The sequence below is a fragment of the Emticicia oligotrophica DSM 17448 genome, assembly GCF_000263195.1.
Taxonomy (GTDB): domain Bacteria; phylum Bacteroidota; class Bacteroidia; order Cytophagales; family Spirosomataceae; genus Emticicia; species Emticicia oligotrophica.
In genome coordinates, this window is record NC_018748.1 from 3,039,064 (window position 1) to 3,059,221 (window position 20,158).

The following is a 20,158-nucleotide window of genomic DNA, read 5'->3' on the forward strand; positions in this document are numbered from 1 at the left end:
ATTAGAATATGCTTTTAAATTTTCTAAGTAAACACCGAGATACAATTCTCTATGGAGTTTCGCTGGCTTTATTGTTGTTTTTCTTAAAATGGATTGAGCTTCGCTTCATTATTATCAATCATGCCTTAGAAATTTACATTGGTCTGATAGCCTTATTGTTTACGGCTTTAGGAATTTGGTTGGCTATGAAATTAGTGAGGCCTAAAGTGGAGACAAAAATCATTGAAAAATCTATTGTTTTAAATGATTTTCAATTCAATGAGGCGGCTATGATCGAACTTGGTTTGAGCAAACGTGAATTGGAAGTTTTACAATTGATGGCTACTGGACTAAGCAATCAGGAAATTGCCGAAAAACTATTTGTTTCGCTCAATACGATTAAAACTCATTCTTCGAAAGTATTTGAGAAAATGGATGTCAAACGCCGCACGCAGGCCGTAGAAAAAGCAAAAAGATTGAGTTTGATTGAATAAATTATCTCATACTTTGGTGTGAAATTGGGTAATTTGTTGAAAATCACTCAAAAGTATGAGTCTGAATTTCGCTAAAAACCTCAGATTTGTGGCATAAACAAAACAATTCTTATGAAAAAGCTTATTCTAACCAATGGCCTCATTGCAGGCGTTCTGATTTCAGTTTTTACAGTATGTTCTATCGCCTATTGCTATGCTTCGGGCAATTTCGAAGGAAACATGGTGCTGGGTTATGCCGCCATGATTTTATCCTTTTCGTTTGTGTTTGTAGGTGTAAAAAAGTTTCGAGATGAGCAAAACGATGGAACGCTCACTTTCGGTAAAGGTTTCATAACGGGCCTTTATATTTCACTGATTGCTTCTTCAATATATGTGCTTACATGGTTGATTGATTATTATTTTTTCATTCCAGATTTTCTTGAAAAATTTAGTCAACAATCGCTTACGAAGATGAAAGGTAGCGGAGCCAGTACAAGTGAAATTTCGGCCGCCATCGAACAAATGGAAGGTTATAAAAAAATGTATGCGTCGCCATTGGGAGTTATTTTCTTGACTTACATGGAAATCCTACCCGTAGGTTTGGTGGTTTCACTCATCAGTGCATTGATTTTGAAGCGGAAGTGAGTCTTTATCGAGTTTTTTAACCACAGAGGCACGGATTACACAGATTTTCATAGATTATTCTCCGTGAAACTTCGTGTAATCCGTGCCTTCGTGGTAAAAGATAACTTAATACCCCCTAACCAACTCAATTGCACCAAAGACACCTGCACTATCGCCGAGTTTTGGTTTTAGGAAAAGTGTTTCAACTTTGCGACTATTGAAAATCCAATTTTTTAATTCTTCTGGGAAGGCCTCATAAATCATATCAATGTTGCCCACACCACCACCAATCACAATGGCATCGGGGTCAATTACATTCACGATAGAAGAAATAGCTCGCCCGAAAGATTTAATCAAACGATTGAGCGTAGCTGTTGCGTGCGGGTCGGTTCCTGCCTGATGAAGTTCGTAGATTTCCTTCATCGTAAGGTCATTTCCGCTCAATTTCTTGTAGTATTGTTGCAAGGCAGGGCCCGAAAACACATTTTCATTACAACCTGTTTTCCCACAATAGCACATCACACCATCTTCCTCAAAGAAATTATGTCCCCATTCTCCACCAATGCCGTGGCGGCCGGGTAAAATTTGACCATTAATTACTACTCCACCACCTACGCCCGTGCCGAGAATTACACCAAATACAACTTTAGCATTTGGTAATACATCTTTCACAATACCCATGGTAGCCTCGGCTAAGGCGAAGCAATTAGCATCATTCGCCAGTTCAACTGGCACTCCAAGTGCTTTTTCGAGGTCGGCTTTCATGGGCTTTCCATTCATTGAAGTCGTATTGCAGTTTTTCATGGTCTGCGTAGTTGGGTCGGTCGTACCGGGCGTACTAAACCCTATGGCCTTAGGTTCAATATTGATTTCTTCTTTAATAGAATCAATCAATTTTACTACTTGACTAATGATATGCTCATAGCCTTTGCTGGCTTCGGTCGGAATTCTTTTTCTTACTAAGATTTCATTGGTTTCGGCGTTCATTACCACGCCTTCAATCTTTGTGCCGCCTAAATCTACACCCCAAAGTGCCTTCATTTGAATGAATAATGTTTAATGAAATATTGATAATTATTTTCTTTTAAAGCATTCTCTTTGCCTCTCTGTCTCTTTGCTCCTTTATGCCTATTGGCCGTTAACGACTCATTAACAAATCAGCAAGCAACTTCTTACAAACTTATAGCATCTTGCCATTAAAGACAACAATTTTTAGAAAAAGCTAAACATAATCACAGAACTATGAAACGTTCATTCTTTTTATTATTGACAGCCCTTGTGGGAGTATTTGGTCTGTCATCGTGCGAAACCTATATCATTGAAGGCAATGGAATTGTTCAAACAGAATATCGCCGAATGGCCTATTTTAATAGAATTGAGCTTTATTTTCCAGCAGAAGTCATCTTGCGTCAAGGCCCTACTAAAGATATTGAGATAACTGCCGAGAGTAATCTCATCAACTACGTAAGGAGTAGAGTAAGTGGAAACTCATTAGTTTTGGAAGATAATGGCCGTTTACGAAGTTCAAACAATGTAAAGATATTTATACAAGTACCCGATATAAATGCCGTTTATGTTTCGGGAAGTGGCAGAGTAATTAGCGATAATAAAATCTTCACAAACAACATGAAATTACGTCTTTCGGGCAGTGGTTTGATTGATATGGCTTTAGATGTAAAGAATGATTTGGTAACCGAATTGAGTGGTTCGGGACTCATCTACATGGAAGGTGATACTTACAATGGTATTTATGATGTATCGGGCAGTGGAAAAATCGAATCATTTGAAATGTATGCCGATAATTCTGATATTTTGCTCAGCGGTTCAGGACGCTGCGAAACAACAGCTCTAAAAAATCTTGATGTAAAAATTTCAGGTAGTGGTAGTGTTTGGTTTAAAGGAAATCCACGAATAAGTAGATCAATTTCTGGCTCAGGAAAGATTTACGATGCTAACTAAGCAATAAAATGATGCGAACCACATCAATCAGAGGATAACTTAGAAAGGTTTATCTCACTTAAACAAAAACCTGTGAGGACTTAAAAGAACTTACAGGTTTTTTTATGCCCTAAAATTCCGTATTTTTGCATTATTATTAACAAATAACCGTCGTCCGTCGTCTATAGACAGTTGACTCCAAGAATAATGGCAGAAATCAGCAAAACTTACAATCCGAAAGAAATAGAAGACAAATGGTACAAGTATTGGATTGAAAATCAGTACTTTAAGTCGAAGCCAAATCCCGATAAAGAGCCTTATACAATCGTGATTCCTCCGCCAAACGTCACGGGGGTGTTGCACATGGGGCACATGCTTAATAATACGATTCAAGATGTTTTGACTCGTAAAGCACGTATGGAAGGAAAAGAAGCTTGCTGGGTGCCGGGTACTGACCATGCTTCTATTGCGACCGAAGCTAAGGTTGTGGCGATGCTGAAAGAACAGGGAATCAATAAAGCTGACCTTACTCGCGACGAATTCTTGAAATATTGCTGGGAATGGACTGAAAAATACGGCGGAATTATCTTACAACAATTACGTAAGTTAGGTGCTTCGTGCGATTGGGATAGAACTCGCTTTACGATGGAACCAAGTCTTTATGATGCCGTAATTGAGGTTTTTGTTGATTTATATAATAAAGGAGATATTTATCGTGGACACCGCATGGTAAACTGGGACCCGCAAGCCAAAACTACGGTTTCGGATGAAGAGGTAATCATGAAAGATGTTCAGCAGAAGTTGTATTACATTCGTTATGATGGAGATGAGGGCAGTATCACGATTGCTACTGTTCGCCCCGAAACCATTATGGCCGATGCAGCTATCTGCGTACACCCTGAAGATGAGCGTTTTAAGCATTTAATTGGTAAAAAAGTCCGTATTCCACTCATCAATCGTGAGATTACTATTATTGCTGATGATTACGTTGAAATGGAGTTTGGAACAGGATGTTTGAAGGTAACACCTGCACACGACCAAAACGACTATGCCCTCGGACAAAAACATGGTTTAGAAATCATTGATATTCTAACCGATGAAGGTAAGCTAAACGAAAAAGCTCAAATTTTAGTAGGTGAAGACCGATTTGTTGCTCGTAAGAAAATTGCTAAGTTATTAGTTGAATCTGGTAATTTGGTGAAAGAAGAAGAATACAAATCGACAGTGGGTACATCGGAGCGTACAGGAGCGATAATCGAGCCAAAATTATCATTACAATGGTTCTTGAAAATGAAACGTGTTTCAGAACCTGCTCTCGAAAACGTAATGAATGATACGATTCAGTTGATTCCACCAAAATTCAAGAACACTTATAGTTATTGGATGGAAAACGTAAGAGATTGGTGTATCAGTCGCCAACTTTGGTGGGGCCACCGTATTCCTGCGTTTTACATGCCAGATGGTACTTGTATCGTTGCAAAAGATAAGAAAGAGGCATTGAAAATTGCCCGTGATAAATACCAGTTATTTGCTTTGAGCGAAACCGACCTTACGCAAGACGAAGATGTTTTGGATACTTGGTTTAGCTCGTGGTTATGGCCAATATCGGTGTTTGATGGTTTTAAAAATCCTGATAATGAAGATATTAACTATTATTACCCAACCAATGATTTAGTAACTGCTCCAGAGATTTTGTTCTTCTGGGTAGCACGTATGATTATCGCTGGGTATGAGTATAAGGGTACCTATCCTTTCAAAAATGTTTATTTAACGGGTATCGTAAGAGATAAACAAGGCCGTAAAATGTCGAAATCTTTGGGTAACTCACCAGACCCAATCGAATTGATTGAAAAATACGGTGCTGATGGTGTGCGTACAGGGATGTTGTTTAGTTCTCCAGCAGGAAATGACTTGCCATTCGATGAAAAACTTTGTGAACAAGGACGTAATTTTAGCAATAAAATTTGGAATGCCTTCCGCTTGATTAAAGGTTGGGAAACGAGTTCAGAAGCGGCTCCAGCGAGTAATAAACTAGCTGTTTCTTGGTTCAGTTCGAAGATGAATAAATCGGTGGCCGAAATTCTTGACCATTACAATAAATTCAGAATGTCAGATGCCTTGATGAGTACATATAACCTCATTTGGGATGACTTCTGTTCATTATATTTAGAAATGATTAAGCCAGCCTACATTGATGGCAAAGGCTTACCAATTGACCAAGAAACATTCGATGCTACACTCGAAATTTTTGATGAATTGATGCGTTTAATTCATCCTTGGATGCCATTTATTTCAGAAGAATTATGGCAATCAATTAAGGATAGAAAGGAAAATGATTCAATTTGTTTAGCTACATTCCCGAAAGGAGGCGAAGTAAATGAAAGCCTTTTAGCTGATTTTGAATTGCTTCTTGAAATCGTTTCAACGGTTCGTAATACACGTAATTCTAAGCAAATTTCACCCAAAGAAGCATTGCCATTGGCTGTAAAAACCGATAACCAAGCTCGCTATGAAGCTTTAGCTGGTTTGATTAAAAAAATGGCGAATGTCTCTGATATTCAATATATTTCTGAAAAAACAGATGGGGTAAGTTTTGTCATTAAAGGTGATGAACTTACGATAAACCTAGGTAGTAATATTAATGTTGATGAAGAACGTGCTGCTCTTCAAAAAGAACTTGATTATACTTTAGGCTTTAAGAAATCGACTGAGGCAAAATTATCAAATGAGCGTTTTGTACAAAATGCAAAACCAGAAATTATTGAGAAGGAACGCCAAAAATTAGCGGATGCTGATGCAAAAATTAAGGCGTTAGAAGAAGCAATGGCGAAATTGGGCTAAGGTATTTAGAATAATTTTGTAAGGCAGTTTTGAAATTTCAAAACTGCCTTTTTTTGTTTGTGCTAAAGCCTATTTGTTGAATTGTTCAGCTGTCCGTCAGTTAAAACTGACGGCAAAGAATAGTAAAAGAAAATCTATTCATTGCTGTCTGTGCGACCCAGTCTGCTTTTGCTGACGAATAAAAAAAACTTCTCACTTTTTGACTTTAGTCAAACAATACTACATTTACAAAAACAACAATGCTGTAAACATGTCTTATGTAAAAATTTGGGTTCATGTAGTTTTTTCTACTAAGAATCGTTATCCATTCTTGACTAAAGATATTCGATATGAAGTTTTTAATCATATTATCGAAAACTGTCGAGAAAAAGATATTTACCTGCAATCAATTAATGGTTTTACAGACCATATATTTCTTTAGGTAAAGACCAATCAATTTCTCAAGTGGCTAAACTTCTCAAAGGAGAATCTTCATTTTGGATAAACAAACAAGCATTAACAAAAGAGAAATTTGCTTGGAAAGATGATTATTTTGCTATTTCGGTGAGTGAATCAAAGGTTGATGCCGTGATTAATTATATCAGAAATCAAGAAGCTCACCATTCTAAAAAATCTTTTGATGAAGAAGTTAGAGATTTTACGGAAAAGTATGGATGGTAAATGGTTAAGCATAGATTATAAAAATGGCAAATCTGATTTCAGATTTGCTATTTTTATAAATACCTTTATTATCATTTCTTATCTAAAATCATCTTCGTCATCATCACCAAAATTCATTTTATTGGGGTCGAACATACTATCCAATAAATCTTTGAATTGTAAACCAGTATCTAAATTTTGCTTGCTGATGAGCGAGTATTCTGCTAAGCCATGCAGGGCAAACTCCATCATGAAAAGTTTATCATTTTCAGCTAAGTGTTGGTGATAACTTTCTACTAATTCTTCTAAACCCTCAATGGTTTTTAGTCTTGCACGATACTCTCTATCTGTAAGGTCATTGTCAAAATCTATGATATTTCCTTCGCCGAACCAATTTGACACCTGCTGGAATGGGTTTTTACCCGATTTCTTTTTCTTTACAGCCTCGGGATTAGGGAAATATTTTAAAAATTCGGTTCGAATAGCCTTTCCGATTAAACTTTGAGCTACATAAACTGGGCCTTCAACTTCACCCTCATAGACTAATTCTATTTTACCATTGATGGCAGCGATGGCACCGTAAATATCAGCCAAACGTGCATTGATATTTTTTTCTCCGTTGATTAATGCTCTTCTTTCAGCCGAACTTAATAGATTTTCATAAGCAGAGATGGTCATACGAGCAGAAACGCCACTTTTGGCATCAACATACTCGCTTTGGCGTGCTTCAACTGCAATTTGTTCAACCAAATCTTTTAGAATATCATTAACCACGATTTTCTTTTGACCATCTTTAATGATAGCTTCTTGCTCGGTAATTTTTCGTCCGATTTCAATAGATTTCGGATAGTGAGTCACAATCTGGCTATCAATACGGTCTTTGAGCGGTGTTACGATACTTCCACGATTCGTATAATCTTCAGGGTTTGCCGTAAAAACAAATTGAATATCGAGAGGCATACGAAGTTTAAATCCACGAATCTGAATATCGCCTTCTTGTAGAATATTAAACAACGAAACTTGAATACGAGCTTGTAAATCTGGCAATTCGTTAATTACAAAAATACAGCGGTGGGAGCGTGGAATCATACCGAAATGAATCACACGTTCATCGGAATAGGGTAAGCGTAGAGTTGCTGCCTTAATGGGGTCAACATCACCAATTAAATCGGCAATCGAGACATCAGGCGTAGCCAATTTTTCGTTATAACGTTCTGCACGAGGTAACCAAGAAATAGGCGTGTCATCGCCTTTTTCAGTAATCAAATCTTTTGCAAATCGAGAAAGTGGTTCAAGTGGGTCATCATTGAGTTCGGAACCTTCCACAACTGGAACATATTCGTCCAAAAGATTTACCATTAGGCGAGCAATACGTGTTTTTGCTTGTCCACGCAAACCCAAAAGATTGATGTGGTGCATGGATAAAATTGCCTTTTCAACTTCTGGAATTACGGTATCTTCATATCCCCAAATACCGGGAAAAACCGTTTCTTTATTTTTAAGTTTTTCAACTAAATTATCTCGAAGTTCTTGTTTGATAGATTTTGGTTTATAACCACTAGCTTTTAGTTCGCCGAGTGTTTTTATCTTTAAAATATTCTTATCGAAAGCCATGTATTTAATAGATAATGTAGAATGAAAAATGAATAATATACATATTCTGAATAACGGTTTTTCGTAAGAAATGGTTTGAGTGCTTCTACGACAATTTTTTAAATTGTCAGTTGGTGCGGAACAATTTAGAAAATTGTTCTACAAAAATAATGGTTCAAAACTTTTTAAAGTTTCGTCAAAAACTACAAACTTGGCAGGAAATCCTTCTTTAATTTGACCGATTTCATTCTCAAGTTTTAATGCTTTAGCTGGTCTGATAGTAGCCATTTTAATCGCTTCTTCGAGTGGAATTCCAACTTTTACTATTGCATTTTTAACACAATCACCCACTGATACGGCAGCTCCAGCGAGATTTCCTTCTGAGTTTCTATATTGGCCATTTTCTAAGTAAGCATCAAATTCTCCCCATTGGAATTGTTTTACCTTTTCGCCAACAAACAGAGCATCAGAAATCAAGAAAAGTTTATCTTGTTTAATTTTATAAGCAATGCGAGCTGCGGCATAATCACAATGAAAGCCATCTAAAATAATTGGAGCATAAACTTCAGGGCTATCAAAAGTTGCTCCCACTACGCCAGGCTCTCGATGCCCCATTTGAGTCATAGCATTATAAAGATGTGTACAAAGTTTAATTCCTTGATTATAGGCCGATTTTGCTTCCTTATATGTGGCATTTGAGTGACCAAGAGAGATATTAATACCACTTTCGAGAAGCATCTCGATTTGTTCGGGAGTAAAATTTTCAGCGGCGATAGTCATAAGTTTTATGACATCCTTACCATATTTGATAATTTCTTCAAGTTCTTGATTGCTTGGTTTTCGGATATATTGTGCCAAATGAGCTCCACGTTTAGCAAGGTTTAAAAACGGACCTTCGAGGTGGATACCCAATACGCCAGTATTTGGATTCTTTGAAAGGAAGTTACGTGTAGCATCAATTCCTCTGAGAATATTTTCATGTGGAGAAGTGATTAAAGCTGGCAAAACATGTGTTGTACCAAGTTTTAAACTTGATTCATAAATATCAGCTATGGTTTCTTCATTGGCGTTTTGAGTAAAATGAAATTTTTCTCCACCATTGATATGCGTATCAATGAAACCAGCAGAGATATGTTTACCTTTTAAGTCAATTATTTTTGCGTCAGGTTTTTGTTCAGATGCTGAAATCTTACCATTTTCTATAATAATTGCTTGATTTTGAAGTATTTCAGTGCCTGTATGGACAGTGGCATTAATGATAATTGTTTGCATAAAAAAACTTGCTCGGGTTGAGTGAGCAAGTTAAAGAAAAAGTGTGAATTTGGAGTATATGAATATTTGGAATGCACTATGAAATTTATAAAATTGAACGACTTATCATTTGCCTTTTTACCATGGTCATTCTTCTGCGAGAAACCCTTAGAAGTTTACCCGTTGATAATTTAATCAGGCCTGTTTTCCCTTCTTGGGTGAAATGTGTGATATAATTTGGATTGAGCAAAAAAGATTTATGTACACGAAGAAAATCAGACATGTGTGCGTCTTCAGCATATTTTTTTAAAGTAGATGATGAGACAACTTTTTTGCCATTAGACAAATGAAAAATTGTATAGTTTACATCGGCTTCGAGGTAGGTAATCTCATGTTTTTCTGGAGCGTTAAAGGTTATCATAGCAATTTGTTTTGGTTATATTGATTCGATTCAATTTTACAAAGATCGCACTCAAATCATATGTCATTCAATGTGAGAAACACGGTATTAAAGGGGTGTTTTTACTGTATATTTCAGTAATGGAAATAAAAAGCCCCAGTCTGGGGCTTTTTTAAAATTATAATAGCAGTTTTCAAAGTTTTATTTTAACATCAAAATGCAGTATAAACACTTACTTTTAGATTTGGTATAGCTCTATCAACCGATCCAGTAATACTTTTTGTATCTGAATTATTTATTATAAAACCAACATCAATCATTAATTTTGCAGAGGTTTTTGAAGAAGAAAGTAAAGCTTTGATACCCACATCAAAATATCTAATGATGCTATGTAAACTGCTTTTTTCTGTTCGATAAAACTTATCAAATACTTTGATATTGTCAATTGGCAGAATATAATTTTGATTGGCGTAAATACTTAGTATGTCATTGGCAACAAGGATTCTTTGGAGTCCAATTTTGGTATGAATGACACCCATATTAAATAGGGTTGTGTCGGCTTTATTCTTTGTTGAATCGATGCCATACAGGTTTTTTCCTAAATAATTGAAACTAAAAAATATCCCTGTATTTTTATCTTTTGATGGCAATGTGGTTGTATTAATTGTAAAACCCAAATTGCTGGCTTCTGGGATAAAAAGATTACTAAGACGTAAATTTTGATTAGTCATAGCAGCAGTAAAGAGTTTGACTTCACCATACCAGTCAGAATTTATAAACTGAAACTTTCTATTCCCTAAAACTGTAGTCGAAGGAATCAATGAACGTTGTCCTAAAAGTGAATTGATATTTACAACTGCGGCTAAATCTTTTTCCTCTTTTGTTGTGCTATATTTTTTCTTCATTTCAGTAATCTTTTCGTTTGTATTTTTGATGTTTTCACCAAAACGGATGTAATCGTTCTGGTTTTTTTCTAAACATTTTAGCACTTTTTCGTATTCGGAATTAAGCCTTAATGTGATAATCTCAAGATCAGTTGCGTTCTTAATTAACTTAGGGTTTATCTTAAGTAGATATTCTTCAATATGGTTTTTTAATGTGATTATCTTCATATTTGTATTCACTAAACTATCTTTTTGGGCTAAGTATGTTCTGAAATACCGAAAATAAAGAGAGTCACGATAAGATAAAATTTGAAAATTTTCTTCTGTATTCAACTTGTCAATACTTAAATCTTCAGAAAATTTATTTAATCCACCTGCTATTTTAACCCTTTCATTGTCTAGTTCATTATACTTTTTTAAGAAAGCCTCTGCAACTCGTTCAAGAATATTTTTTGATAGAATAGAGTCTTTTTGGATAATTTCTCTCTTCAATTCGACTATATTTTCAAGTAATTTATTGATTTCTGAATTTTTATCATTAATCTCAATATCTTTTTGTTTAATCAGGGAGTTTAGTGTATCGATTTTTGTGAGAAAATCTTTAATCTTTTTTTTATTTTCGGATTGTTTATTCGCTAATCTACGTCGCTCTTCAATTAATCGATCTAATTCTCTATTTGCTTTTGTAGAATCATTCCTTGATCTTTCTAATTGTACATTAAAATTCTTTAGTGCTTGTACAGTATTGGTTTTATTTAGAGATATAGTATCATTCTTAAGTTTTTCAAAATTAATATCAACAGGTTCTCTTTGCTTATTGAACTCCAATTTCTTTAGTGATGGAATAGCCTCTACTTGGTTCAGTCTATCATTATTTTCCGATTCTTTATATTTAATTTTTGCCTCTTGCAGATTTTGGGCATAAGTTGTAAACTTTATGTATATCAAAACAATAAGGGTAAGTAATTTTTTCATTTGTCTGAAATCTAAATATTGTAAAATAATTTTGTTAGTTGGAATTTTATAATGATTTTTATAGTAAAGTGAGTGAAGAAGCTACAACTGCAAATCTCTATTTATAATTATCAATTCAAAAGGTGGGGAATACGGTATTCAGTTTGTGATTTTTACGGTTTTAAAAGGAGATAAATACGGGTATTTAACCTCAGTATTGGGTGTAATCTGTTGATAGACAATTGTTTGTGAATTATTTTGAAATTTAGACTTGTAGATGAATATATGAAGTTGTAGTTTTCTGAAAAGTTATTGATTTACCTTAATACTTCATATTACGATGAAAAATTTTGAATTAAAAGAAACCACAATTGCACATGCACATGTTTTGAAACATAAACATAAAAATCCAACCAAACCAACAGATTTATTTTATCAAGCTTATGCGGTTGCTTGTCAGTTTGATAATATAAAAGACCATTTTTCAAATCTAGACATTTCTGAATTGGCCAAACCTGAAAATTCAATTGGTATCAGGGTTTATATTGGCGAAAATGACAATGGAAATAAAGTAAATTATTTAACATTTATTCAATTATCAGAAGATGGTTTTTTCTGGGACGATGTTAGGGGTGGAAGTGTCTATTTGGTAAATAAACCTTTTATGAATTTGAAAAAGCTTAGAAAACCAAAACCTACTCAAAAAAATAGTAATTTACCAACAATTGTTAATAATGATGGACAAGAAGTTATCATTTTAACTTCTCATCAATCATGTGAACCCGATTGTCCTAAATTTTCTTTATTAGTTGAGATTTAGTAATTTTTTTAAAAAATGACATTATTTGATTTAGTTACCTACTCAATTTGGTTAAGTGGTGGAATTGGGATTTTTTATTTTAGAAGAATGAATCCCAGTTCGCTCAATGTATTAGTCATTTTTCAAATTATTGCCATAATATCTGATATTTTTTTGATTTATATTCTACCTAAAGAAAAGGGCAATTTTATTAAGATTTTTTACAGTTCTTTAAAGCCAATTGAGTATGCTGTATTTGTTTATATTTATAATAGGAATATTAGTAAGAAAAGTTTTAAGTTTTACTATTTCGTATTTTCTATTTTATTAATTTTTTCGTTTTCTGTATATACACTTTTGTTTTTACTTTCTAAAAAATCAGCTGCAAATAATGTTATTATTTTAGAAGGAATATTATGTATTATTTTAGTGATGCTATATTTTAGAGATATTTTGAGTAGTAAAGAGATAATTAGTCTGCCCAAAGAACCTCTTTTTTTGATTGCCATAGGAATATTTCTATATTTTTCCGGTAATATAGTTGCCACAGGTTTTTATCATCAACTCAAAATGAAATCACCCGACTTAGCAAAATCTTTATATAAATTAATGAATCATCTGCTTCTTATTTTTCAGTATTTAATGTTTGCTTTTGCATATTATGTAGCTAATAAAATGAAATTAAATGAATGATTTTGAGCTTTTAGCAATAATAACCTCATGCGTTTTCGTAATTTTAGCAATATTTATTATTGTTTTCTTATTTCTATTTCAGAAAAAGCAAGTGCAAAATCGCCAAGAAAAAGCAGCCCTAAAATCCCAATATGACCAAGAGATATTAACTTCACAACTAGAAGTACAGAATACAACTTTACAATATATTGGACAAGAACTACACGATAATATCGGACAGTTACTTTCAGTAGCTAAAATAAACCTCAATGTCTTAGAGGAAACCACCCAAAATACCGAAAATGAAGAATATATTAAGCAAACCAACGAACTTATAGAGTTGTCAATTCACGAATTAAGGGCATTGTCTAAGAGTCTCGATGGTGATTTTGTTCATGATTTCGGTCTTCAAGAAAGTATCGCTCATGAATTACAAAGGATAAAAAAAACAAGAAAATTCGAAACAGAACTGGTTATTCACGGAGAAAAATATACATTAGGTTACGAACGAGAAATTGTTCTTTTTCGAATCGTGCAAGAGATTTTGAATAATGCATTGAAACACTCAAATGCTCAAGCCATCGTAATTAGTATTAGTTACACGCCCAATAATTTTGTGCTTACAGTCAATGATGACGGAAAAGGCTTTGATATTGAAACCGCATTAAAAAATGAATTAAGCCAGTCAGGATCAGGTTTAAGAAATATAAAACGCCGGGCAGTTTTAATCAATTTTGATTGTAAGATTTATTCTCAGATTAATCAAGGTACAAAATATGTTTTATCTTCAACAAATCTCTTAAAAAGTAAATAGTTTATGATAAAAGTAGCCATTGCCGATGACCACCAATTAGTGGCAAAAGCTATCTCGGGTTTGATTCAAAAACTCGAAAACTATGAAGTTATTTATGAGGTTGAAAGTGGCAAGGAATTGGTTCGTCATTTTAAGTTAAAAATGATTCCAGATATTGTTTTACTTGATATAAATATGCCAGAAATGGATGGCTACGAAACTGCTCTTTGGCTGAAAAACAATTATCCAGAAGTAAAAGTATTGGCACTTTCTATGTATGATAAAGAGGAAGCTATTATCGGTATGCTACGTAATGGAGCCAGAGGTTATTTATTGAAGGGTTGCCGTCCTTCAGAGTTGAAAACCGCTTTAGACGCTTTGTCGGAAAAAGGATTTTATTATACTGAATTTGTCACTGACAAATTAATTAGAGGCCTAAATCCAGAAAAAATTATTGACCCAATCGAACAATTAGGTTTAAATGAGCGTGAAACTGAATTTATAAAATGGGCTTGTAGTGAACTTACCTATAATGAAATTGCCGATAAAATGTGTGTTAGCCCTCGAACAGTTGATGGCTATCGTGAACAAGTATTTTTAAAACTTAATGCCAAAACTCGTGTTGGACTTGTTATGGAAGCAATAAAATTGGGCTTAGTAAAGGTTTAAATAAGCTTCAATTTTAAATATTTATTTAATTCTTCAAATGCTGTAAGCGTTATTTATATTTTGCTTGCTTTTTCAAATACGTTTATTATCTTTGGTTTTCGTCAATAAAAACCAAAGATAATTATGTTGAGTCGTGTCGCCAATTCCATTTATTGGATTAATCGTTACATTGAGCGTGCCGAAAACTACGCACGTTTTGTAAGTGTAAACCTTAATTTAACTCTCGATGCCCCCGGAATTCTGACTGCTCAGTGGGAGCCACTTCTTATTGCTACGGCTGATAACTATGGTTTTTTTGAACATTACGATTTTGCGGACCGCGATACAGTAATTGATTACATGACTTTTGATAAGCGGAATCCCAATTCGATTTATAGTTGTTTGGCCAATGCCCGTGAAAATGCTCGAACGATCCGTGAAAGCATAACAAAGGAGATGTGGGAACACATTAATACTTTCTATCTAAAGATTTTAGAAACACAATCGACTAAGAACTGGGAGGTTGAGCAACTATTACAGTTTTTTGAAGAAATTAAGGAGGGTTGCCAGTTGTTCTTTGGAATCATTGATTCTACCGTAACCCGTAATGAAGGTTTTCACTTTGGTCGGTTAGGTCGGCTTCTTGAACGTGCCGATAAAACTACTCGCTTTTTAGATGTTCGGTATTTTACTTTATTGCCAGATGACCAACTGATGGGTTCGCCACAAGAATTATTGATTTGGACATCCGTACTGAAATCGGTGAGTGCATTCAATATGTATCGTCAGCAGCACCGTGTTATCAACCCATCACATATTGTAGAATTCTTGATTCTTGATAAAAGTTTTCCTCGTTCGGTTGCTTATTGTATGCGTCAGGCAGAGCTATCATTGTACCAAATTTCGGGTAGAGATATCAATACAGGATATTCAAATTCTGCTGAAAAAGAGCTAACTCGCTTGAGACACGAAATTGAGTTTACAGAGGTAAGAGACATCTTAAAGAAAGGCCTACACCCATACTTAGACGAGTTTCAAATAAAAAACAATACTGCTGCTAACAAAATATTCGATACATATTTTGATTTGAAACCAGTTGAGGTTTGATATGAATCTAAATTTTTGAATCTATCATGTTTTTAGTTGTATTTGGTTTAGTGCAATTTTTTTAGTTAAAATATACTCAAAAATGACATTTTGTCTAGGCGTTAAAGTAGCCAAGGGGATTGTGGCTATTGCCGATACTCGCATCACTTCGGGAAGTGAGGTATCAAGCAATAAAAAGGTTTTTGTACATCAATCACAGCACCATTCACTATTTATCATGACTGCTGGCTTACGTTCAGTACGTGATAAAGCTATTACTTATTTCAAAGAAGTTTTAGAAGAGCAAGATACGAAATTCGATAAACTCTATAAAGCTGTAAACGCTTTTGGAGAAATGGTGAAGCGGGTGGCAAATGAAGATAAAGCTTCTTTACGAGAAGCGGGGCTTTCGTTTAATTTATCAGCAGTTATCGGAGGACAACTCGAAAAAGATGAAGAACATAAATTATATATGCTTTATCCTGAGGGGAATTGGATTGAAGTAACTGAGGGTTCTCCATTTATTATTATCGGACAACCAAACTACGGTAAACCTATTTTATATAGAAATTTGAAATATGATACTCCTCTTCAAGATGTTTTGAAATTAGGTTTTTTAGCTTTTGATTCAACCCGTGTCAGTGCCAATGATGTTGATTTTCCGATTGATGTAATTTTATGCGAAAAAGATAGCTTTAAGATTACGGAGCAACGCTATGAAAAATCAGATTTAGAGCAAATATCGTATCAATGGAATGCCCTATTAAATGCTTCTGTACAAAAACTACCAACTGATTGGATGGAACCAATTTTCGCTAAATCGCTTGAAGATTAATATGGATTCGATTCTACTGATGGCACGATTTTTAAAAATCGTGCCATCAGTATTTAAAGCAAAATATAATAAATCAAATAACCATGATTCTAAGGGTTGAACATACACTTCATTATAGCTATACAGCAGCGGTATTGCTTACTCCACACCTTGTTTATATGAGTCCGCGAATCTCAATAAATCAACAGTTATTAGCTTATTCGCTTGAAATTTTGCCAACACCGAGTCTTTATTTTCATAATCTTGATGCAGAAGGTAATACCCAATCAATGGCCTTTTTTAATCAAAATACCGAAAGTTTGAGCTTTAAATTAAATTTTCAGATTAACTCCGAACCATATAATCCATTTCAATTCATCTATTTTCCATTCGAAGCAGAAAAAATTCCATTTAAATATTCAGCGACAGAACTAAACTTGCTACAAGCATATTTTAAGCAAGAAGGTGTAACAACCCTAATTCATCAATTTTCTCGACAGATAGCTTCAGAAGCATATTGGGAAACTACTAGTTTTCTGATGATGCTTGCTAGATATATTCAAGAAAACTTTAATTATGAAATAAGAGAACAAGGAGAGGCCAACCCACCAGAAAAGACACTTATTTCTCGGAAAGGCTCTTGTAGAGATTACGCCGTTTTGATGATAGCTACTTGTAGAGCTATTGGGCTAGCTGCACGTTTTGTAAGTGGTTATTGCTTTGGCAATGAATTACAAGCACACGAACTTCATGCCTGGGTAGAAGTATATTTACCAGGGGCAGGATGGAGAGGATTCGACCCAACCGAGGGGAAAATGGTTGATGGATATTATATTGCATTGGCCGCTTCAGCAGATGCCGAGTTAATAAATCCAGTAAAAGGTAGTTTTAGAGGTAATGCACTTTCAAAACTTAATACCTACGTTAACATTTATGAGGAATTTACTTGATTTAAAAATGTGATTTGAAGTGGGCAATTCTAATACAAGCGTAGATTTTTAGAAAAAAATGCTTACTTTCGCAGCGTTTGTGCGATTTATTTATATCAAAAGAGTTTTTCTTTTACCAGTAAAATATCTTGAAAGGCTCTAATAGATAGTATCATCGTAAACATAACTAATAAAATATAACCTAAACTTACATTTCATTTACTAAAAACCTTAATCTTCTGGTTATGAGCATTAAAAATAGGCTGATTGTTATGAATTTTCTCCAATTTTTTATTTGGGCTTGCTGGCTCATTACAATTGGAGCTTATTGGTTTCAAAATAAAGGTTGGTCAGGAGCTGAGTTTGGTGCAATTTTTTCAACAATGGGAATTGCTTCGTTGTTCATGCCTACACTTGCGGGAATTGTTGCCGATAAATATATCAATGCTGAAAAGCTTTATGCAATTTTACATTTGCTAGGGGCTTTAGTCTTGATTTATATTCCACAAGTAAATAATCCTGATGAGTTCTTTTGGGCAATTTTACTTTGCGTGATTTTCTACATGCCCACATTGGCACTTTCGAATTCGATTGCGTATACAATTCTGAAGAACAATAACACTACTGACCTAGTAAATGATTTTCCTCCAATTCGCGTATGGGGTACGGTAGGTTTTGTGGTGGCACTTTGGGTGATTAGCCTTACCCATAATGAAACTTCGGCAAATCAATTTTACATAGCGGCAGCTTCGGCGATTGTGTTGGCAATTTATTCATTTACATTACCAAAGTGCCCTCCATTGGCTGCCACTACTGATAATAAAACCTTTGCTGAATTATTAGGTTTAGATGCATTCAAACTTTTCAAAGACTCAAAAATCGCTATTTTCTTCATTTTTGCGATGTTTTTGGGAGCTTCTTTGCAGTTGACAAATGCTTATGGCGATACTTTTCTACACGACTTTGCTGGATTAGATGCCTACAAAGATTCAATTGCGGTGAAGTACCCTGCAATTATTATGTCGATTTCTCAGATTTCTGAAACTTTATTTATCTTGGCTATTCCGTTTTTCTTGAAGCGTTTTGGAATCAAGCAAGTAATGCTTATCAGTATGATAGCTTGGGTATTGCGTTTTGGATTATTTGCTTATGGAAATCCTAGTGATGGACTTTGGATGATTATTCTTTCGTGCATTGTTTACGGAATGGCTTTTGACTTCTTTAATATTTCTGGTTCTTTGTTTATTGAAACATATACTGACCCTAAAATTAGAGCTTCGGCACAAGGTTTATTTATGATGATGGTAAACGGATTTGGTGCTGTTTTTGGAAGTTTGATTAGTGGATATATTATTCAGCAATACTTCACTTTGCCTGACGGCACTAAAACTTGGAATGGCATTTGGCTAACGTTTGCTATTTATTCATTGGTGGTAGCTATTCTTTTTGCCATTTTATTTAAGCACAAGCATGAAGAAGGTGTAGAAGTGAAAGGACATTAAAATGATTGATGATTTACGAATGACGAATACAATTTTCACGTCATTCGTAAATCATATCATAGAAGTATTAGTTTTCTGCTCGGTAGTACATTGTTGAGCAATTTTCTTTTTGTAAAATCTTTTTAGCCATTGTTTGTAAACTTTCTGGACTAACTTGGGCTATTTTCTGGGCATCATCATTGCACCATTCAGGGTTACCAGCGTTAGCGGCAAATGCAAGATTCATCGCACGATTTAATAATTCTACTTCTGCAAATGCCAACGTTGATTCCGCTTGGTTCTTAACTTTTTGCAATTCATTTTCTGGTAGAATTTCATCTCTAAGCTCAGCTACTATTTCTTCAATTGCGGCATCTGCTTCTTCTAAACTTACACCTTCATTCAAATTACCATGAATCATAAATAAGCCAGGGTCGAGCGAAGCGGTCACATAGCTTGAAATATTATTGAAAAGCTGTTTATCTTTCACCAATTTGGTGTATAATCTTGATGATTTCCCACGTCCAAGAATATCGCTGATGAGGTCAGTATCGTAGAAGCCTTCATCAAAGCGTCCTTGCATATTATATGCTTTATAAATTGCATTTAGTGGTACTTTTGCCGAAGTTTCTAAAAACTTTGGAGCAATTTGAGGGGCTTCTTGTGGAAGATTACGAACATATTTTTCTCCTGCTGGTATTGGCTCAAACCACTTTTGGCAAAGAGCTTTTACTTGCTGTAAAGTTACATCGCCTGCTACTACTAAAACCGCATTATTGGGTAGATAATATTTATAGAAGAAGTGTTTTACGTCTTCCATTGTGGCCTCTTCGATGTGGCTAATTTCTTTACCAATCGTAGCCCAACGATAAGGGTGTTTTTCGTAAACTAGTGGGCGTAATTTCAGCCATACATCACCATAAGGTTGATTGAGATAGCGTTGCTTAAACTCTTCTATCACAACTTTTCGTTGAACTTCTAATACTTTTGGGTCGAACGAAAGACTCAACATACGGTCTGATTCAAGCCAAAAAGCAGTTTCAATATTCTGGGCAGGAAGGGTAATGTAATAATTGGTAATATCGGGAGAAGTAAAGGCGTTATTTTCACCGCCAACTCTCTGAAGAGGCTCGTCGTAAGATGGAATATTTTTCGAACCACCAAACATTAAATGCTCAAATAAGTGAGCAAACCCTGTTTTATTTTCGTCCTCATCACGTGACCCAACATTATATAAAATATTAAATGCCGCCATTGGCGTTGTATGGTCTTCGTGAACATATACTTCTAATCCGTTCGCTAAGGTAAAATGCTCGTAATTTATCATTTCTAATTCACTGTTTTCTAAGCTGTTCTTCCT

At 34.8% G+C, this 20,158-nt stretch carries 18 protein-coding genes and 1 pseudogene; 13 read left to right on the plus strand and 6 right to left on the minus strand.

What is annotated here, in order from left to right:
• Positions 1-8 precede the first annotated feature (8 nt).
• Positions 9-473 carry a response regulator transcription factor gene (locus EMTOL_RS12630; protein WP_015029683.1) on the plus strand — a complete coding sequence of 155 codons (465 nt, stop codon included), beginning with the start codon at positions 9-11 and terminating at the stop codon, positions 471-473.
• 111 nt (positions 474-584) lie between these two features.
• Positions 585-1,097, plus strand: coding sequence for a DUF4199 domain-containing protein (locus EMTOL_RS12635; protein ID WP_015029684.1), 513 nt, complete (start codon positions 585-587; stop codon positions 1,095-1,097).
• A 105-nt stretch (positions 1,098-1,202) separates the two neighbouring features.
• Here the strand turns inward: EMTOL_RS12635 and EMTOL_RS12640 are convergent, their stop codons facing one another.
• A complete protein-coding gene (locus tag EMTOL_RS12640) occupies positions 1,203-2,117 on the minus strand; it encodes an ROK family protein (RefSeq protein WP_015029685.1) in 915 nt (304 codons plus the stop codon).
• Positions 2,118-2,318: 201 nt separating this feature from the next.
• On the opposite strand from EMTOL_RS12640, the gene EMTOL_RS12645 reads away from it, so the two are divergent.
• From EMTOL_RS12645 to EMTOL_RS12655, 3 genes and pseudogenes are all read left to right on the plus strand, one after another.
• Positions 2,319-3,035, plus strand: coding sequence for a head GIN domain-containing protein (locus EMTOL_RS12645; protein ID WP_015029686.1), 717 nt, complete (start codon positions 2,319-2,321; stop codon positions 3,033-3,035).
• Positions 3,036-3,221: 186 nt separating this feature from the next.
• The gene (locus tag EMTOL_RS12650) at positions 3,222-5,855 is read left to right on the plus strand and encodes a valine--tRNA ligase (protein WP_015029687.1); all 2,634 of its coding nucleotides are present in this window, start codon (positions 3,222-3,224) and stop codon (positions 5,853-5,855) included.
• A 250-nt stretch (positions 5,856-6,105) separates the two neighbouring features.
• A pseudogene (locus EMTOL_RS12655) lies at positions 6,106-6,515 on the plus strand (IS200/IS605 family transposase).
• Positions 6,516-6,593: 78 nt separating this feature from the next.
• Here EMTOL_RS12655 and EMTOL_RS12660 read toward each other — a convergent pair.
• The 4 genes from EMTOL_RS12660 to EMTOL_RS12675 all read right to left on the minus strand — a co-directional run bounded on the left by EMTOL_RS12660 (position 6,594) and on the right by EMTOL_RS12675 (position 11,597).
• Positions 6,594-8,108 (minus strand): P-loop NTPase family protein, encoded by a 1,515-nt coding sequence (locus EMTOL_RS12660; protein WP_015029688.1) that lies wholly within the window; start codon positions 8,106-8,108, stop codon positions 6,594-6,596.
• Positions 8,109-8,246: 138 nt separating this feature from the next.
• The gene (gene nagA, locus EMTOL_RS12665; protein WP_015029689.1) at positions 8,247-9,359 is read right to left on the minus strand and encodes an N-acetylglucosamine-6-phosphate deacetylase; all 1,113 of its coding nucleotides are present in this window, start codon (positions 9,357-9,359) and stop codon (positions 8,247-8,249) included.
• Between the two features lie 85 nt (positions 9,360-9,444).
• Positions 9,445-9,759: a LytR/AlgR family response regulator transcription factor gene (locus EMTOL_RS12670; RefSeq protein ID WP_015029690.1), complete on the minus strand. Its 315-nt coding sequence runs from the start codon at positions 9,757-9,759 to the stop codon at positions 9,445-9,447.
• A gap of 191 nt (positions 9,760-9,950) precedes the next feature.
• On the minus strand, positions 9,951-11,597 hold the full coding sequence (locus EMTOL_RS12675; RefSeq protein WP_015029691.1) for a hypothetical protein: 1,647 nt from the start codon (positions 11,595-11,597) through the stop codon (positions 9,951-9,953).
• Between the two features lie 319 nt (positions 11,598-11,916).
• On the opposite strand from EMTOL_RS12675, the gene EMTOL_RS12680 reads away from it, so the two are divergent.
• The 8 genes from EMTOL_RS12680 to EMTOL_RS12715 all read left to right on the plus strand — a co-directional run bounded on the left by EMTOL_RS12680 (position 11,917) and on the right by EMTOL_RS12715 (position 18,819).
• Positions 11,917-12,396 (plus strand): hypothetical protein, encoded by a 480-nt coding sequence (locus EMTOL_RS12680; protein ID WP_015029692.1) that lies wholly within the window; start codon positions 11,917-11,919, stop codon positions 12,394-12,396.
• Between the two features lie 15 nt (positions 12,397-12,411).
• A complete protein-coding gene (locus EMTOL_RS12685) occupies positions 12,412-13,068 on the plus strand; it encodes a hypothetical protein (protein WP_015029693.1) in 657 nt (218 codons plus the stop codon).
• A 91-nt stretch (positions 13,069-13,159) separates the two neighbouring features.
• Entirely contained in the window at positions 13,160-13,861 is a 702-nt protein-coding gene (locus tag EMTOL_RS12690) for a sensor histidine kinase (RefSeq protein ID WP_305953233.1), read from the plus strand.
• Between the two features lie 3 nt (positions 13,862-13,864).
• Positions 13,865-14,509, plus strand: coding sequence for a response regulator transcription factor (locus EMTOL_RS12695; protein ID WP_015029695.1), 645 nt, complete (start codon positions 13,865-13,867; stop codon positions 14,507-14,509).
• A gap of 123 nt (positions 14,510-14,632) precedes the next feature.
• The gene (locus EMTOL_RS12700) at positions 14,633-15,595 is read left to right on the plus strand and encodes an alpha-E domain-containing protein (protein ID WP_015029696.1); all 963 of its coding nucleotides are present in this window, start codon (positions 14,633-14,635) and stop codon (positions 15,593-15,595) included.
• An 82-nt stretch (positions 15,596-15,677) separates the two neighbouring features.
• Entirely contained in the window at positions 15,678-16,409 is a 732-nt protein-coding gene (locus EMTOL_RS12705) for a proteasome-type protease (protein ID WP_015029697.1), read from the plus strand.
• Between the two features lie 83 nt (positions 16,410-16,492).
• On the plus strand, positions 16,493-17,338 hold the full coding sequence (locus tag EMTOL_RS12710; RefSeq protein ID WP_015029698.1) for a transglutaminase family protein: 846 nt from the start codon (positions 16,493-16,495) through the stop codon (positions 17,336-17,338).
• A gap of 224 nt (positions 17,339-17,562) precedes the next feature.
• A complete protein-coding gene (locus EMTOL_RS12715) occupies positions 17,563-18,819 on the plus strand; it encodes a nucleoside permease (RefSeq protein ID WP_015029699.1) in 1,257 nt (418 codons plus the stop codon).
• A gap of 67 nt (positions 18,820-18,886) precedes the next feature.
• Here the strand turns inward: EMTOL_RS12715 and EMTOL_RS12720 are convergent, their stop codons facing one another.
• A complete protein-coding gene (locus EMTOL_RS12720) occupies positions 18,887-20,125 on the minus strand; it encodes a M16 family metallopeptidase (protein ID WP_041694117.1) in 1,239 nt (412 codons plus the stop codon).
• Between the last annotated feature and the right edge of the window lie 33 nt (positions 20,126-20,158).

What these genes read in the sequence shown, in the direction of transcription:
- EMTOL_RS12650 (WP_015029687.1), top strand. Translation starts at nt 3,222, where the DNA reads ATGGCAGAAATCAGCAAAACTTACAATCCGAAAGAAATAGAAGACAAA.
- EMTOL_RS12660 (WP_015029688.1), bottom strand. Translation starts at nt 8,108, where the DNA reads ATGGCTTTCGATAAGAATATTTTAAAGATAAAAACACTCGGCGAACTA.
- EMTOL_RS12685 (WP_015029693.1), top strand. Translation starts at nt 12,412, where the DNA reads ATGACATTATTTGATTTAGTTACCTACTCAATTTGGTTAAGTGGTGGA.
- EMTOL_RS12715 (WP_015029699.1), top strand. Translation starts at nt 17,563, where the DNA reads ATGAGCATTAAAAATAGGCTGATTGTTATGAATTTTCTCCAATTTTTT.
- EMTOL_RS12720 (WP_041694117.1), bottom strand. Translation starts at nt 20,125, where the DNA reads ATGATAAATTACGAGCATTTTACCTTAGCGAACGGATTAGAAGTATAT.
- EMTOL_RS12635 (WP_015029684.1), top strand. Translation starts at nt 585, where the DNA reads ATGAAAAAGCTTATTCTAACCAATGGCCTCATTGCAGGCGTTCTGATT.
- EMTOL_RS12680 (WP_015029692.1), top strand. Translation starts at nt 11,917, where the DNA reads ATGAAAAATTTTGAATTAAAAGAAACCACAATTGCACATGCACATGTT.
- EMTOL_RS12630 (WP_015029683.1), top strand. Translation starts at nt 9, where the DNA reads ATGCTTTTAAATTTTCTAAGTAAACACCGAGATACAATTCTCTATGGA.
- EMTOL_RS12705 (WP_015029697.1), top strand. Translation starts at nt 15,678, where the DNA reads ATGACATTTTGTCTAGGCGTTAAAGTAGCCAAGGGGATTGTGGCTATT.
- EMTOL_RS12670 (WP_015029690.1), bottom strand. Translation starts at nt 9,759, where the DNA reads ATGATAACCTTTAACGCTCCAGAAAAACATGAGATTACCTACCTCGAA.
- EMTOL_RS12645 (WP_015029686.1), top strand. Translation starts at nt 2,319, where the DNA reads ATGAAACGTTCATTCTTTTTATTATTGACAGCCCTTGTGGGAGTATTT.
- EMTOL_RS12695 (WP_015029695.1), top strand. Translation starts at nt 13,865, where the DNA reads ATGATAAAAGTAGCCATTGCCGATGACCACCAATTAGTGGCAAAAGCT.
- EMTOL_RS12675 (WP_015029691.1), bottom strand. Translation starts at nt 11,597, where the DNA reads ATGAAAAAATTACTTACCCTTATTGTTTTGATATACATAAAGTTTACA.
- EMTOL_RS12710 (WP_015029698.1), top strand. Translation starts at nt 16,493, where the DNA reads ATGATTCTAAGGGTTGAACATACACTTCATTATAGCTATACAGCAGCG.
- EMTOL_RS12700 (WP_015029696.1), top strand. Translation starts at nt 14,633, where the DNA reads ATGTTGAGTCGTGTCGCCAATTCCATTTATTGGATTAATCGTTACATT.
- nagA (WP_015029689.1), bottom strand. Translation starts at nt 9,359, where the DNA reads ATGCAAACAATTATCATTAATGCCACTGTCCATACAGGCACTGAAATA.
- EMTOL_RS12640 (WP_015029685.1), bottom strand. Translation starts at nt 2,117, where the DNA reads ATGAAGGCACTTTGGGGTGTAGATTTAGGCGGCACAAAGATTGAAGGC.